The sequence below is a fragment of the Xanthomonas fragariae genome (assembly GCF_900183975.1).
Lineage (GTDB): Bacteria > Pseudomonadota > Gammaproteobacteria > Xanthomonadales > Xanthomonadaceae > Xanthomonas > Xanthomonas fragariae.
In genome coordinates, this window is record NZ_LT853882.1 from 904,176 (window position 1) to 918,790 (window position 14,615).

At 63.8% G+C, this 14,615-nt stretch carries 8 protein-coding genes and 1 pseudogene; 6 read left to right on the forward strand and 3 right to left on the reverse strand.

What is annotated here, in order from left to right; translation table 11 throughout:
- Nucleotides 1–223 precede the first annotated feature (223 nt).
- The 3 genes from PD885_RS04155 to PD885_RS04165 form a co-directional block, all read right to left on the reverse strand.
- A complete protein-coding gene (locus PD885_RS04155; RefSeq protein WP_002813907.1) occupies nucleotides 224–2,569 on the reverse strand; it encodes a GH92 family glycosyl hydrolase in 2,346 nt (781 codons plus the stop codon).
- A gap of 111 nt (nucleotides 2,570–2,680) precedes the next feature.
- The gene (locus PD885_RS04160) at nucleotides 2,681–4,144 is read right to left on the reverse strand and encodes a glycoside hydrolase family 125 protein (protein WP_002813906.1); all 1,464 of its coding nucleotides are present in this window, start codon (nucleotides 4,142–4,144) and stop codon (nucleotides 2,681–2,683) included.
- Between the two features lie 232 nt (nucleotides 4,145–4,376).
- Nucleotides 4,377–5,744 carry an IS5 family transposase gene (locus PD885_RS04165; RefSeq protein WP_065975384.1) on the reverse strand — a complete coding sequence of 456 codons (1,368 nt, stop codon included), beginning with the start codon at nucleotides 5,742–5,744 and terminating at the stop codon, nucleotides 4,377–4,379.
- Between the two features lie 531 nt (nucleotides 5,745–6,275).
- Here PD885_RS04165 and PD885_RS04170 point away from each other — a divergent pair.
- The 6 genes and pseudogenes from PD885_RS04170 to purF form a co-directional block, all read left to right on the forward strand.
- Nucleotides 6,276–6,513, forward strand: a pseudogene (locus PD885_RS04170) (IS4 family transposase); the annotation flags it as partial.
- A 462-nt stretch (nucleotides 6,514–6,975) separates the two neighbouring features.
- On the forward strand, nucleotides 6,976–9,192 hold the full coding sequence (locus tag PD885_RS04180) for a leucine-rich repeat domain-containing protein (protein WP_231895767.1): 2,217 nt from the start codon (nucleotides 6,976–6,978) through the stop codon (nucleotides 9,190–9,192).
- Nucleotides 9,193–9,552: 360 nt separating this feature from the next.
- The gene (gene folC, locus PD885_RS04185; protein ID WP_040762554.1) at nucleotides 9,553–10,830 is read left to right on the forward strand and encodes a bifunctional tetrahydrofolate synthase/dihydrofolate synthase; all 1,278 of its coding nucleotides are present in this window, start codon (nucleotides 9,553–9,555) and stop codon (nucleotides 10,828–10,830) included.
- Nucleotides 10,831–10,888: 58 nt separating this feature from the next.
- On the forward strand, nucleotides 10,889–11,950 hold the full coding sequence (locus PD885_RS04190) for an SPOR domain-containing protein (protein ID WP_002806594.1): 1,062 nt from the start codon (nucleotides 10,889–10,891) through the stop codon (nucleotides 11,948–11,950).
- 216 nt (nucleotides 11,951–12,166) lie between these two features.
- The gene (locus PD885_RS04195) at nucleotides 12,167–12,913 is read left to right on the forward strand and encodes a CvpA family protein (RefSeq protein ID WP_002806596.1); all 747 of its coding nucleotides are present in this window, start codon (nucleotides 12,167–12,169) and stop codon (nucleotides 12,911–12,913) included.
- A gap of 30 nt (nucleotides 12,914–12,943) precedes the next feature.
- Nucleotides 12,944–14,410 carry an amidophosphoribosyltransferase gene (gene purF / locus PD885_RS04200; protein WP_002806604.1) on the forward strand — a complete coding sequence of 489 codons (1,467 nt, stop codon included), beginning with the start codon at nucleotides 12,944–12,946 and terminating at the stop codon, nucleotides 14,408–14,410.
- The last annotated feature ends 205 nt before the right edge of the window (nucleotides 14,411–14,615 follow it).

Genomic DNA, 14,615 nt, shown 5'->3' on the forward strand with positions numbered 1-14,615 from the left:
CAGAAGTGGAAGTGGAAGTTAAAGTTAAAGAGAAACTGGATTTATGCGCGTCGAAGCAATGTCTTTGTCAGCGCATAGGATGTGCACACGCGCTCAGCCCTCGACATGCAAAACAATGTGCAGCGCGCTGCGACGACGGGCGATGGACGTTGCAAGCGCGAATAGCGAGTCGGAAGGTACGCGTCCATGCCTCGCAACATGTGTCCTGCGCCATACGCATGCATCAACTGAACGACGGTGGCAGGTCCTCACTGTTCGCACCGAAGGCCAGGTTCGGCGTCGCGCCCATGCTAAATTCCAGTGTGCCGCCTGCTGCAAGGTCTGCATGGCGTAGCCAGGCGCGGTTGATCGGTTTGCTGTTCCACTTCAGCGATTGCACGTAAACGTTCTGCGCGCTGGTGTCGTTGGCAACGATGCGCAGCGTGCGGCCGTTGCCGACATCCAGCTCGGCACGTTTGAATAGCGGGCTGCCGAGGATGTAGTTGCCGCTGACCGGGTCCACCGCGTACAGCCCCAGCGCACTGAGCACGAACCAGGCGCTCATCTGCCCGCAGTCTTCGTTGCCGGACAGGCCGTTGCGCGCGTCGTGGTACTGCTCGCGCAGCAAGCGGCGCACCATCGCCTGGGTTTTGTACGGCTGCCCGGCGTAGGCAAACAGATACGCCACGTGATGGCTGGGTTCGTTGCCGTGCGCGTACTGGCCGACCAGGCCGTCGATATCCGGTGGTGCATCGTCGGGGAGTTCGGAGCTGGTGGAAAACAACGCATCGAGCTTGGTCACGAAACCATCGCGGCCGCCGTACAGGTCCATGTAGCCGTATAGATCGTGCTGGTTGAGGAAGGTGGCCTGCCACGCATTGGATTCGGTGAAATCGCGCCACTTTTCCTTATGGCCCATGCGGCGCGGGTCGAACGGTTTGGCCCAACTGCCGTCCCGCAGACGCGGCTGCACGAAGCCGCTGTCGCGATTGAACACGTTGCGGTAATTGCGCGAACGCTCGCGCAGTGCGTGTGCATCGTCTGATGCCCCAGCAGCTTGCGCCAGATGCGCGCAGGCCCAGTCGTCGTAGGCGTATTCCAGCGTGCGGCTGACCGCTTCGTCCACCTCATCGGCGGGGATATAGCCCAGCTTGCGGTATTGGTCCAGGCCGTGGGTAGTGTCGTCCATTGCGCGTTTGCGATATGCCGGCCACGCGGCTTTGTAGTCGATGCCGGTGAAGCCCTTGGCATGCGCTTCGGCCAGCACCACCGCCGAGTGGTAGCCGATCATGCATCCGGTTTCCACGCCTTGCAGCGGCCAGATGCCGACGCCGTCCGGGCATTCGTTGGCGCCACGCACCAGGCATTGCACCAGATCCGGCACGCGCTCGGGCTGCACCAGCGTGAGCAGCGGATGCGCGGCGCGGTAGGTGTCCCACAGCGAATAGGTGCTGTAGTTGTGATAGCCCTTGGGTGCGGTGTGGACCTGCAGATCCATGCCGCGATAGCGGCCGTCCACGTCGCTGAAGAGCGTTGGCGCGAGCAGGCTGTGATACAGGCCGGTGTAGAAGATGCGGCGCTGCGCGTCGTCATCGCTGTCGATGCGCACGCGTGCCAGTTCTTTTTCCCATGTGGCCACGGCTTGCGCGTGCACGCGCGCAAAGTCGAAGTCGGGTAGCTCGGCATCGAGGTTGGCGAGCGCGTTGTCCGCGCTCACTGCCGAGATGCCGACCTTGATCAGCAGTGGTGCATCGGATGCGTCCGGGTAATGCAGTGCCGCCTTGAGATGCACGCCATCGATGCTGCGTGTGCCTGCGGCCAGTGGTTGGTCTTCGTTGTACAGCTGCACGTGTTCGAATGGCCGCGACACGCGCATGGCGAAGTAAATGTAGCGCCCCTGCGCCCATTGGTAGACGCGACGGCCGCCGGTGAGCGTGCGCTCGTCCACCACGCGCAGTTGCGCATCGCTGACACGGGTGCGGATGCGCGGCTTGTCCTGCATGCCGTGGCACAGGTCCAGCAGCACGTGCGCCGGCTTGCCCTTGGGGAAGTGGTAGCGGTGCAGGCCTGCGCGCGCGGTGGCGGTGAGTTCGGCATGCACGCCGCTGTCTTTGAGCCGCACGCGGTAGTAACCGGGTGAGGCGGCTTCGTCGGCGTGATCAAAGCGCGAGCGATAGCCGCTATCCGGTGCGTCGAGTGCGCCGGGCGCCAGCTTCACCTCGCCGGTGGCGGGCACCAGCAGCAAGTCCAGCATGTCGCCGATGCCGGTGCCGGACAGGTGCGTGTGCGAGAAGCCCATGATCGAGCCGTCGGAGGTGTGGTAGCCAGAGCATGAATCCCACACTGCGTTGTGAGTGTCCGGGCTCAGCTGCACCATGCCGAATGGCAGTGTTGCGCCGGGGAACGTGTGGCCGTGGCCACCGGTGCCGATGAAGACATCGACGTGGCGGGTGAGGTCGGCGTGGGTGCGTGCATCGGCCGGTAGTGCGTAGTTGCCTGCGCGTGCGCGGGCAAGTCCTGTTGCTGGAGCACCGCTACCCAAAAGTGCCGCTGCGATGGCGCCTTGGAGAAAACCGCGTCGTGTTGCCATGGTGTGTGCTCTCGGAAATCATGGGCCGATGCAGCAGCGCCCTCATCCGCCCTTGGGGCACCTTTTCCCGCATGCGGGAGAAGGACAGGAATCAGGCGCTGTGCACAGGAATCAGGCGCTGCGCAGTAGCTGGGGTTTGCGTTGGTGCAGGTCGATGATCAGTTCGCCGAACAAGGTGTTGGCCCAGGCGAACCAGTCGCGGGTGAACGTACTAGGGTTGTCCTTATGGAAGGACTCATGCATGAAGCCGGTGCCGGCATGCGTGGTTTTCAGCCATTGCAGGCATTGGCGCAGTTGTGCGTCGTCGTCGCTGACCAGCGCGTATTGGATGATCGACATTGGCCAGATCGTGCCCATGCCACTGTGCGGGCTGCCGACGCCTTCGGCCGCACTGCCGCGCGAAAAATACGGGTTGCGTTCGCTCCAGGCCAGTTGACGGGTGCGCAGGAACACCGGGTCGGCGCGATCGCAATAGCCCAGATAGGCCAGACTGAGCAGGCCGGGGGCATTGGCGTCGTCGATAAACAACTGGTTGCCATAACCGTCCACTTCGAATGCCCAATACGCTTGTCCATCGGCATCACGTTGCTGGCCGAACTTGCGCGTGGCCGCTTCCACCTCGTCGGCCAGCGCAGTGCAGCCGGCAGCGAAGTCGGTATCGCGATGCAGCTGCGTGCTCATCGTCGCCAGCTGACGCAGCGAAGTCACCGCGAACAGATTGGCCGGCACGAATAACGGATACACGCAGGCATCGTCGGACGGGCGGAACATCGAGTGAATCATGCCGTTGGGCCTGGTCGGCTGGCCGTAGCCTTCCAGCACCAGCGTTTCGGTTGCCAGCGGCGAAGGGCGTTGGAACACGTAAGGGCCGCGATGGTCCTTGCGCTGTTGCTCGCGGAAGGTTTTGACCACCACATGCATGGCCGCGCGCCAGTCGTCGTCGAACGGTGCGCTGTCGCCGGTGGCGCGCCAGTATGCGTGCGCAATGCGGATGGGATAACACAGCGAATCCACTTCCCATTTGCGCTCGCCTACGCCGGGTTTCATCTCGGTGATGTCGTTGAGCGACCACTTCAAGTGCTGGGTCTGGCCATCGGGCAGGAAGGCGTTGGCGTACGGGTCGAGCCGGATGCAGGCCGCCTGCCGCTGGATCAGGCCATGGAACATGCGCCGCAACGCGGGGTCGCGCCTGGCCAGCGGCAGGTATGCATGCACCTGCGCGGAGGAATCGCGCAGCCACATCGCGTGGATGTCGCCGGTGATGACGAAGGTGTCCGGCTTGCCGTTGCGGGTGCCGGTTTCTACCGTGGTGTCGAGCGTGTTGGGGTAGCAGTTCTCGAACAGCCAAGCCAGCTCCGGCGCGGCAATGTGCGCTTTGATCTGCGCGATCTGCTGCTCGACCGCCTTACTGATGAACCGGCGCTGCGCCTTGGGCGGGCGCTTGCTGACGAATGCGCCGCCGGCCGTGGAGGCACCGGCAACGGGCGTGGCGGCGAAGGCGGGCAGCGCACCGGCCAGCAAGCTGGCGCCCGCGCTGGCGCCGAGCAACTGAAGGATGTCGCGGCGGGTATGCATGACCTGGAGCTCCTTGGATGCGGCACGAGGCCTGCACAGCGGCGCGCTTCAGCAGCCGCGCGACGAGACGGCTGATGATGAGACCTATGCATGACCAATTTCCGATGACCATACAACGTGTGCGCCTAATGTGCATAGTGCGTCTGCACAATTGGACGCGGTACGCCCGACATTCGGCGAGGGCACAAAAACAGGCCGCAGAAATTATTTAGTCGTCCCTGAAAAATCCCCGTCAAGCGCCAAGTGCCGTCGGTGACAGCGGCACGGCACTCAAGGATGACCATCCCATCGCCCTCATCCAGGCACGCAAAAACGCGATCCAGCGCAGCAGCCAGCGCAGGTTGTAGCCGGCCGCGCAGCCGAGCACGTGCAGCGCATCGCCTTGGGCACCTTTCAGCCTGCAGCGACGCAACCGGCAGTCGTCTTTCAGATGTCCGAGCACCGGCTCCACCGCCTGTCGTCGCTTGATCCAGCGCCATTGCCGTCGCGTCAGCGTCTTGGCCTTGCCGCGATGCAGGACCTGCACGCCATCGACTTCGCGCCCGCGATCGCCCAGGTCCACGATCGCCACCGTCGGTTCTACGCTCACATCCTGCAGCAACCCGCGTGTCTGCTCCAGCTGCTCGGCCAAGGTATCGCCGTCGTACGGGTTGCCCGGGAAGCTGCGCGCACCCACGACCAATCCCTTGCAGGCGGTGACTGCAATGCCGACCTTGACGCCGAATTCGTACGCTTGACGCGCCTTGCCCTTGCCGATGCATTCCACTTCCGGGGCATGCAATGCGTACCGTTTTTGTTTGTCCTTCGGACGCTGCGTGTATAGCCGTTGCGCACGTTCCAGCCAGACAGCGATGCGCTCGCGCACGCCGGTGTCGACCTGATCGAGTTTGCGTTGGATGTCGCGCACGAGCCGTCCCAGCACTGTGCGTTGACGTCGCAGCACGCGCTGCATGCGCTTGAACTGGCGCGCATGCGCATACCGACCTGCCTTGCGGCTCAGGGCCGGGCCTTGCCGCGCGTAGCTCTGCCGCAATCCGATGCCGTGCCGCTTGGCCAGTAACACCAGCTTCTTGCGTGCCACCTCCAGCAAACGGCTGTCGGTCGGATAGGCGATCGCCTTTTCCTGCACCGTGGTGTCCACGATCACCCGCGACAACTCGCGTGCGTCCACCGCCTGCATCGCATGCGCGGCGTTGATGGTGTGCGCCAACAGCTCTTCCATCCCGGCCTCACCCAGGCGCTGCCGCCAGCGCGTCAGCGAGCTGGCATCGCACGGCAAACGCGTCTGGAACACGACCTCGTCAGTGAAGAACTGCCAGTACGGATTCTCCAGCCAGCGCTCGCACACCGCTTCATCGGACAGGTCGTAGGCGTGTTTGAGGTAGAGCAAACCGGCAATCAGCCGCACCAGCAATGCCGGCCGACCGCCACCGGCCTGGGTGGCCGGCAAGCGCGATGAAAGTGCTTGCTCCAACGCCGTCCACGGCATCCGTTGGCTCAGCCGCGCCAGCGGATGACGCAGATCGATCTGGTTCTCCAGCCGCGATCGAAACAACTCATCGGCAGGCATGTCTTCGGCAGCAGGACGGCGTGTACGCATGGGCGGAAATTGCAAGAAACCAGCCTTCAGCGTAGCGAACACTGGTAGTTTTGGCACGCCGGTGCAGACATCAAGGCCTTGCGGTCGTTGGGTGGTTGGGGGTTTTCAGGGGCGATTATGTAAATAGCTGATAGCAACTTCAGGCATTCCAGGTTGGCCTATGCCTAGCCGGGGACATCATCCGCGTGTGGCGATGTCCTTGAGCCGCCGCTGTCGCCTCGCTATGATCGGGTATCACGCGGGGTATCATTTTTGGATCACCCCATCCTGGGATAAGTTAGGAAAATCAATCGGTTGGCGTGGTGTGATTCTGTTCCCATCGCCCGCTCCAGAGCGGCCGCCATCGTCTGCAAGCGACTGAAATAGACGGGCTATTGGGTAAGACGGTTCCTGGAACTGATGTATCCCCGGATTTCTTTCAAATGGATCACTCACTCGCTCCACGGGCGCGTGGAGGAAAGTGTGCGCACGGCGGAATCCTCAAGGTGATGAAGCCAAAAAAGGTTGACGACCATGCGCGCCAGCCACTGATTGCAGACGTGCCTGCCCAATTCACTGCCCGGGGCGCATGCGTTGCGCGAACGCGCGTTGCTGCGTGCGGTTGAGGCGCTGTTGCACCAACGCAGGCTGACACTGATCGACAGCACACGTTCGTGGCCCGGCGCGACTCGGGTACCGCGCCGCTCAAGGCATCCGACCGCCTGCTGGGCGATTGCACGTTGCACGTTCGGCGATCGACCACGACATTGCGCACCGGTTGCTGCGCGGCGCACGGACTGAGTTCGCGATCCTGCCTGGTGCGTCGAGGGCAAGAGCCTGGAATGGGTGAACAAGCAAATTCCACATCCTCTTGCGTCGCGTGTAACGGACAAAGAGTACGGCGCCCTCCAACGCGCCCGAGGCGAACAACCGGTGCGCGGAGGGCGCGGCCACCGGGACGCAGCCCACGCTTTGCTGCGGCTGCTGGGCGAGCAGGTGCTCGACGTGTTCTTGGCTGTCCCGAGGCGAAGGCTCCAGCGCCAGCTCTTTGTAGATTCCGACTGAATGGATAGCTACATGCCATAGCGTTTAGTGCGCTGAAGGCCCATCGGGGCGCATACCTGTTAATTGGGCGCGCGGGCGCGGCGCGGAGTGCGTTTGCCGGCAGGCGTCCGGTTCGCATGGTGACGTAACGTTTTCGCTTCCGCGTCGCGATGGCCATAATTGGGAATTAGCCTTGGGTTTCAGGGACATGTTCAGTCCCGCTGAACCCGCCGAGCACAACGCCATGTTCAACAACTTCCGCAGCAATATGAACCGCCTCCGGCACTCTCGTCAGCAAACCGACGCCACCGAGCGCCCACCTGCCGAAAACGCCACGCAACGCGAATCTCCCGGTGCGCGGGAGGACATTCTCTCCCCGCTGACCACGCGGCGGCGGCCGCGACCGCGCGCGGACACGCCATCGGCAGACGGCGTGCCGCCCAGAGCTCCGGCAGCGCCGCGCTTAGACCGGGCACGGCCGATTTTGCCAATGCCTTCGGTCGCGACGGCTAGAACGTCTTCTGCCCCACCGGTCACCGTAGAGCAGGACATCGATAACTGGCTCGCGCGCAACCTGCCGGCGGCGGAAGAGGTGGGAAGAATCGCTGGCATCAACATGTACGACGCTCATAGAGGCGGTGATACCTCGAAGCAGACTCTGAGAGATGTGGCCACGTTGATCAAAGATACCGCCGCCGATAAACGCAATAAGCTTGAAATATCTGCAGGCCTTCCTGCCAAGACATTGCCCGATGCGATCGGTCAGATGCACGCCCTGCAAGAACTGTCGCTGTTCTGCACCTCGCTGACCTCACTGCCTGAAAGCTTGGGGCAGCTCGGTGAGCTGTGCAATCTTAGGGTGGCAACCTCGCCTGGGCTGAAAACGCTGCCATCGTCGTTGACGGCCCTACCCAAGCTGAAGAACCTGCAGTTGACGGGGCTGCCGCTGGAGCAATTGCCAGCCGACCTGGGAAACCTGAAAAGCCTGCGCGTGCTCACGCTGGGGCACGGGAAATATACGTGCCTGCCAGCCAGTGTGACGCAACTTAGGCGGTTGCGCGAGCTGACCGTGAGTACGTCGAAGTTGCAACAATTGCCTGAAGACATCGGCCAGATGAAGGGGCTCCGGTTATTGACCCTGCACTCGACGTCACTGGAGCGCATACCAGCCAGCTTGACCCAACTAGAAGAGTTGACAGAGCTCAACCTGTCCTCCAACGCCGGGCTGACGCAATTGCCAGAGGATATAGGGCAACTGAACAAGCTGGAAAAACTCAACCTGACCTCCAACCGCGAACTGGAGCAATTGCCAGCGAACATAGGGCAACTGCGCGAGCTGAAGAAACTGTCGCTGAAAAACTGCAAAAAGCTCACGGATTTGCCCGATAGCCTGGGAGACCTCTCGCAGTTGAAGTTCCTTGACCTGACCGGTACAGGTATGACTGACTCACGTATGATCAATTCAGGTACGCAGACCCTTCCACAGTGCCTGGCCCGGCTTCCCGCTGACTGCGAAATCGAGGTGCCGCCTCATATGAGGACACAGTTGTTTCGGCTCCGCTACCCCGAGCAGGCGCGGGCGCGGGCGCAGGCTGTGGACAATCTGCGTGCCGGCAGATTGCGGAGTCAGGCGGAACAGGGCGGGGCATCATGGAACCGAGTGCCTGAATTCAAGGACGCGCTAGCGCGCATCCGACCCGAAAACCCCGCTCTGGTGGAGTGCTTTGACAATTGGACGCAGGCTCTTGCGCAAGACGCTGTGAACTACGGCAGAGGAATGACATCTAGGGACATGCCGCTTCTGGACAAGGTGGTGGCCCATGCCATCGAATCCAGCTCATTCCGAAGCGTCTTCGAGGAGTTTTTGCGCAATCACACCAACAAGTACGTGAACTTGGATGGCATGACGCAGGTGGGCCGCGGCGGCGGCCGGCAGGCCGCGTTTGGTGACGTTAGAACGGCGTTCTCTAAAATGCTGGAGCACAAGCTCATGCATATGCATGAGCAGGTGAAGCTGCCGGTAGAGCAGCCGGTGGAGCATGTGGACGAGCTGCGGAACTTGGATAAGGAGCGGGAGCAGGCGCTAAGCGCGCTGCAGCAGGAGGCAGCGCTAAACCTGCTGCAGGAGGCAATCAAAGATCTAGGAATGTCGCGCCGAGATTTGCTCAACAGCACAAACGAGCTGACGTGGAAATCGCAAATGTGGCCGCCGCTGCGGGCCTACGTTTCCATGCACGATTTGGATGGGAGGGCAGCGCTGGAAGCCGCGTGTGCAATTGGCAGCGCCCGCTCCACGGAAGCAGAGGATGGCATCATCACCCAACAGGAAGTCCTGGACGTGTACAGACAGGAGGAAGCCCGCGCTAACGCGGCCATCGACAAGCGGGCCGAGGTGCTGGTGAGTAGCGAATGGCGCATCCCGTAGGGTTTAGCGTGCCGTGGCCCTCTGGCGAGCGCTCCAGCGCCATGTCACCGACCAAACGGTGACGGTGCCGTTCGCCGATCAGGGCAACACCGGGCAAGACCCTGCGCAAGCCAGCCAGGGACGAAGGCATCGAGCGGCACGTGATCACGCTGCAGGATGCCAAGCAAGGCGTTGTGTCGTTTCCATGTCGCTGGCTGCGCGCGCGCAGCCAGCGACTTAGGCCAGGACAACGATGCTCTGCGATTCAAACCGCAACGCAGGCTACCAGCGCAACTGCCTGCGGCAGGCTTGATGTTACGTCCAGGCGCTGCATGGCGTGGAAAGCCGCGATAATGCGTTTTTCCACGCACAGTCCTCGTCGTGAACGCAATGCACGCTCTCTCCGACTGGCTCGCCTACATCGAGCGTCAGCATCCGCAAACCATCGCCATGGGCCTGGAGCGCATGCGCGAAGTCGCTGCGCGCCTGCAGATCGAAGCGCCGGCCAGGCACGTCATCGTTGTGGGCGGCACCAATGGCAAGGGCTCCACCGTTGCCTTTATCGAAGCGATCGGGCGTGCCGCCGGTTGGAAGGTGGGCACCTACACCTCGCCGCATCTGCTGCGCTACAACGAGCGCGTGCGTATCGACGGTAACGAGGCCAGCGATGCGCAATTGATCGCTGCATTCGCGGCGGTCGAGGCGGCGCGTGGTGAGACCGCGCTGACCTATTTCGAGTACGGCACGCTGGCGGCGCTCTGGTTGTTGCAGCAATCTGAACTGGAGTTGGCGGTACTGGAAATCGGCCTGGGCGGACGCCTGGACGCGGTCAACATCATCGACGCCGATGTGGCGGTGATCACCACCGTCGATATCGATCACACCGATTGGTTGGGCGAAGACCGCGAGTCAATTGGCACTGAGAAGGCCGGCATCATCCGCGCCTGGAAGCCGGTGGTGCTGGGCGAGCTCGACCCGCCGTCGAGCGTGCTGCGGCGTGCTTACCAACTCGGCGCCAACGCGATCCGTGCCGGCAGCGATTACTTCTTCGAGCCGATCGACGCGCAGCAGTGGCGCTGGCGCGATATGGCGGTGACGCTGGAATTGCCGATGCCGGCCCTGCACGCACCTGTGCAACTGGCCAATGCCGCCGCGGCGATCGCTGCAATGCAGGCCTTGCCGGTAGATGTGCCCGATGCGGCCTGGGCGCAGGGCATCACCAACGCGCAGGTGGCCGGGCGTTTGCAGCGCATCGATGTCGGTGGCGTGCAGGTGTTGCTGGATGTCGGCCACAACCCGCAGGCCGCGCGCGCGCTGGTCGCTGCACTGGGCGCGCAAGCGCACGCTGGCAGCACGCATGCGATCTACGCCTCACTGGCGGACAAGGACGTGCTGGGCGTGGTGGAAGCGGTCGCCGCGCAGATCGACCACTGGGCGCTGGCAGGCTTGGCCGGCGCACGGGGGCAGTCGGCGGAGGCGCTGCAGGCGCGCTTGCGCGGCACTGCCGCGGCGCAGGCACTGTGCCATCACGACGTTGCCAGCGCGCTGCGCGCGGTGCTCGCTTCGGCCATATCCGGCGATCGGGTGCTGGTGTTCGGCTCGTTTCATACCGTGGCCGACGCATTGCAGGCACTTCATTCAGGCCACCAGGGTCAGTAGCCGGGCGGCGGCCTTATAATCGCCGCGGCACCCCGCCACGCCGCCTCTCGTCTCTTCCGTGGATACTGCTCTGAAACAGCGACTGATTGGCGCCATCGTTCTGGTGGCGCTTGCCGTGATCTTCCTGCCGATGCTGGTCAAAGGCCCCGCGCCGTCGAGCGGTGTGGCCGATGTGCCGCTCCAGGCCCCCGCAGCGCCGGCCAATGGCGCGTTCGAAACCCGCGAATTGCCGCTGGTCACCCCGGGCAACGCGCCCGCCGGCGGCGCGCTGGGCATGCGCGGTGCCACCACTGCGCCGGCAGCGGTGCAGGACAACCCCGATGCGGCCGATCTGGCCAACCCGTCCAGTGCGCCATCCGCGCCGGAAGTGGCAGCTGGCAACTACGCGGTGAATTTCGGCGCGTATGCTACCAGCGCCGATGCCGATGCGGTGATCGCGCGGCTCAAGCAGGCGCAGTTGCCGGGCTTCAGCGAAAAGGCCCAGATCAATGGTCGCCCGGCCTGGCGCGTGCGCGTTGGGCCGTATGTCGATCGGGCGCAGGCCGAGTCGGCGCGCCTGCAGGCAGTGAAGGTGCGTAGCGACGTCAACGCCCAGGTGGTGACCCTGGATGCGAATGCTGCCGTGCCTGCATCGGCAGCCGCACCGACGCCTGCCGCAAAGCCGAGCAGCGGCATCGCCGCCGCCAGCACGACCACGCCGACCAAGACCGAACGCCTGCCGCCGGAGCCGGCCAAGCCGGTAACCACCGCGCCCAAGCCGGCTGAAGCGCCTAAACCTGCCCCGGCCAAGCCGGACGTCGCGAAGGCGGAGCCGGCCAGGCCCGAACCTGCCAAGCCTGCCGCCGCCGCGGCGCCCACCGCGCCGTCAGCGCCAGCCGCCAGTGGGGTCGGCTTCGCGGTGCAGCTGGGTGCCTTTGGTCGCGCCGAAGACGCTGACGCGTTGCGCGACCGAGTGCGCGCCGCCGGCTTCAGTGCGTTTGTCGAGCAGGTCCACACCGATAAGGGTGCGCTCAATCGGGTGCGTGTCGGCCCGGTGGCCAATCGCGGCGATGCCGAACAGTTGCGTGCGCAGGTGGCCGCCAAGGTCGGCATTTCCGGCATGGTCCGTCCGCATCCGTAAGACGACTGTGTGGCGGTCAGGCAGCGCGGTTCGTGCTCAGGCGCAGGATCGTTCGTACGCTGTTGTGCTTGCGCACCGGCATGTCTGCGCTAGGTCCCGGCGGTACGCTGCCGGCAGCGGCTGGATTGCCGATCCGCCTCACACCGATGGAGAGGAGGCAATGAACACCGAGCCACGTTGGACCAACGGCGCGCGCGCCGCGCGGAGAAGTTGGCAATGATCGATATGGTGCTGGGCGTCATCATTTTGGTGTCGGCCCTGTTGGGCTTGCTGCGTGGCTTTGTCGCGATCGTGGTCGGCACGCTGTCTTGGTTGCTGGCCGGCTGGGCTGCGTTCCAGTTCGGCGGCTTGGCCGCGCGCTGGTTGGCTGATGGCAAGCATCCGTCGGCTACCGAGTCGTTCGGCGGCTACGCGATGGTCTTCGTCGGGGTGCTGGTCGCCGTGGCATTGATCGGCCTGGTGATCCGTGCCGGCGTTGATGCGGTCCGGCTCAGCGGTATGGACCGCATGCTCGGGTTCGGTCTGGGCGTGGTGCGCGGCGGATTTCTGGCCAGCGTGCTGGTATTGCTGATGGGCTTTACGCCGCTGCCGCGCGAGCCGTCCTGGCGCCAGTCGGTACTGCTGCCGATGCTGTCGCCGGGCGCGGGATGGATGCGGGCGCAACTGCCCGCCTGGCGGATGCCGTCGATGGAGATGCCACAGATGGAACTTGGCAACTTGCCAACGGAGTTGGGGAAGTTGCCCTCGGCAGGCGATACTACGGGTCTGGGCAAGGCGCTTGCGGGTTCCGGTCTGAGCGACACCATCACGCATGCGCTTGGCAAGTCCGGCAAAGCTGCAAGCGACGAACGCAATCCGGCGCAAACCATGCCGGCCACTATCGATCCGGCGCAGGTTCGCGGCGGAGAAAGCGACCCGGCTCGGGTCGAATCCCAAGGCCGGGCACGGCCACATTCACAGTAACGGCGCAAGCCGAAGCGGAGAACGCGCAGCATGTGTGGCATCGTCGGTATTGTCGGCAACCAGAACGTCGCCGGGCAGCTTTATGACGGCCTGACCGTCCTCCAGCATCGTGGCCAGGACGCCGCAGGGATCGCCACGGCCGATGGCACGCGTCTGCGTGTGCAGAAGGCTAACGGGCTGGTGCGCGATGTCTTCGACGAAAAGAAGATGGCGGTGCTGGAAGGCCGCGTCGGCATCGCGCATTGCCGCTATCCGACCGCAGGCTCGGAAGGCATGGACGAGGCGCAACCGTTCTACGTCAACTCGCCCTACGGCATCGCGCTGGCGCACAACGGCAACCTGATCAACACCGAGGCCCTGCGCCAACAGGTGTTCGAGGCCGACCGCCGCAACATCAACACCGATTCCGACAGCGAAGTGCTGTTGAACGTATTTGCCTACGAGCTGGACGCGCAGCGCATGCTCACCCCCGAGGCGGCGATCCGCGCGGTGGCCGGCGTGCACCGTCGCTGCAAGGGGGGCTATGCGGTCGTCAGCGTGGTGCTGGGCTTGGGCCTGGTGGCGTTCCGCGACCCGCATGGCATCCGTCCGCTGGTGCTGGGCAAGCGCGAGCACGCCGAAGGCACCGAATACATCGTGTCCTCCGAATCGGCGGCGCTGGATATTCTTGGCTATCAGCGCGTGCGCGATGTACGCCCGGGCGAAGCGCTGGTGATCACTGCGCGCGGCGAGCTGTTTTCGGAAATCTGCGCCGCACCGACCGACCACGCACCATGCATCTTCGAGTACGTCTATTTCGCACGTCCCGATTCGATGATCGACAACATCTCGGTGCACAAAGCGCGCATGCGCATGGGCTTGAAGCTGGGTGACAAGATCCTGCGCCTGCGCCCCGATCACGATATCGACACCATCATTCCGATCCCGGACACCTCGCGCGATGTGGCGTTGGAGATGTCCAACGTGCTCGGGGTGAAGTACCGCGAGGGCTTCGTCAAGAATCGCTACGTGGGCCGCACCTTCATCATGCAGGGGCAGGGCGAACGGCAGAAATCGGTGCGTCGCAAGCTCAATCCGATCCATCTGGAATTTCGCAACCGCGTGGTGCTGCTGGTCGACGATTCGATCGTGCGCGGCACCACCAGCCGGCAGATCGTGCAGATGGCGCGCGATGCCGGCGCGCGAAAGGTGTATCTGGCCTCGGCCGCGCCGCCGGTGCGTTACCCCAACATCTATGGCATCGATATGCCGGCTGCCGAAGAGCTCATCGCGCATGGCCGCAGCGAGCTGGAAATTCAGGAATTTCTCGGCTGCGATTGGCTGATCTACCAGGACCTGGAAGATCTGGAAGTGGCCGTGCGCGAGGGTAATCCGGATATCAAGCAGTTCGATTCCTCGTGCTTCAACGGCCAGTACATCACCGGCATCGAGCCGGGCTATTTCGAACGCATCCAGCAACTGCGCTCAGACGATGCCAAGAAGCGCCGTCGCGCTTGAGGTTGTGCGGCAGCGTTGCGCACTCGCGCTGCCGCGTTCTGATCGCCGCGCTGGTCTGGCGCATCGGTGAGCGTGTTGGGAGTTGCTGCGATGAAGTATCGCTTGCCCGGTCGCGCGGGTGGAGCCTCGCCCGATCCCGCAGTCGACATGCCTTACGTGACTGCTGGAAAGTGGCGCATGCACGCCAGACAGCTGCGTAGTGGTC

Bases quoted from the DNA above. Each gene is read 5' to 3' on its own strand.
- PD885_RS04155 (WP_002813907.1), bottom strand. From the start codon at position 2,569: ATGGCAACACGACGCGGTTTTCTCCAAGGCGCCATCGCAGCGGCACTT.
- PD885_RS04160 (WP_002813906.1), bottom strand. From the start codon at position 4,144: ATGCATACCCGCCGCGACATCCTTCAGTTGCTCGGCGCCAGCGCGGGC.
- PD885_RS04165 (WP_065975384.1), bottom strand. From the start codon at position 5,744: ATGCGTACACGCCGTCCTGCTGCCGAAGACATGCCTGCCGATGAGTTG.
- PD885_RS04180 (WP_231895767.1), top strand. From the start codon at position 6,976: ATGTTCAGTCCCGCTGAACCCGCCGAGCACAACGCCATGTTCAACAAC.
- PD885_RS04195 (WP_002806596.1), top strand. From the start codon at position 12,167: ATGATCGATATGGTGCTGGGCGTCATCATTTTGGTGTCGGCCCTGTTG.
- purF (WP_002806604.1), top strand. From the start codon at position 12,944: ATGTGTGGCATCGTCGGTATTGTCGGCAACCAGAACGTCGCCGGGCAG.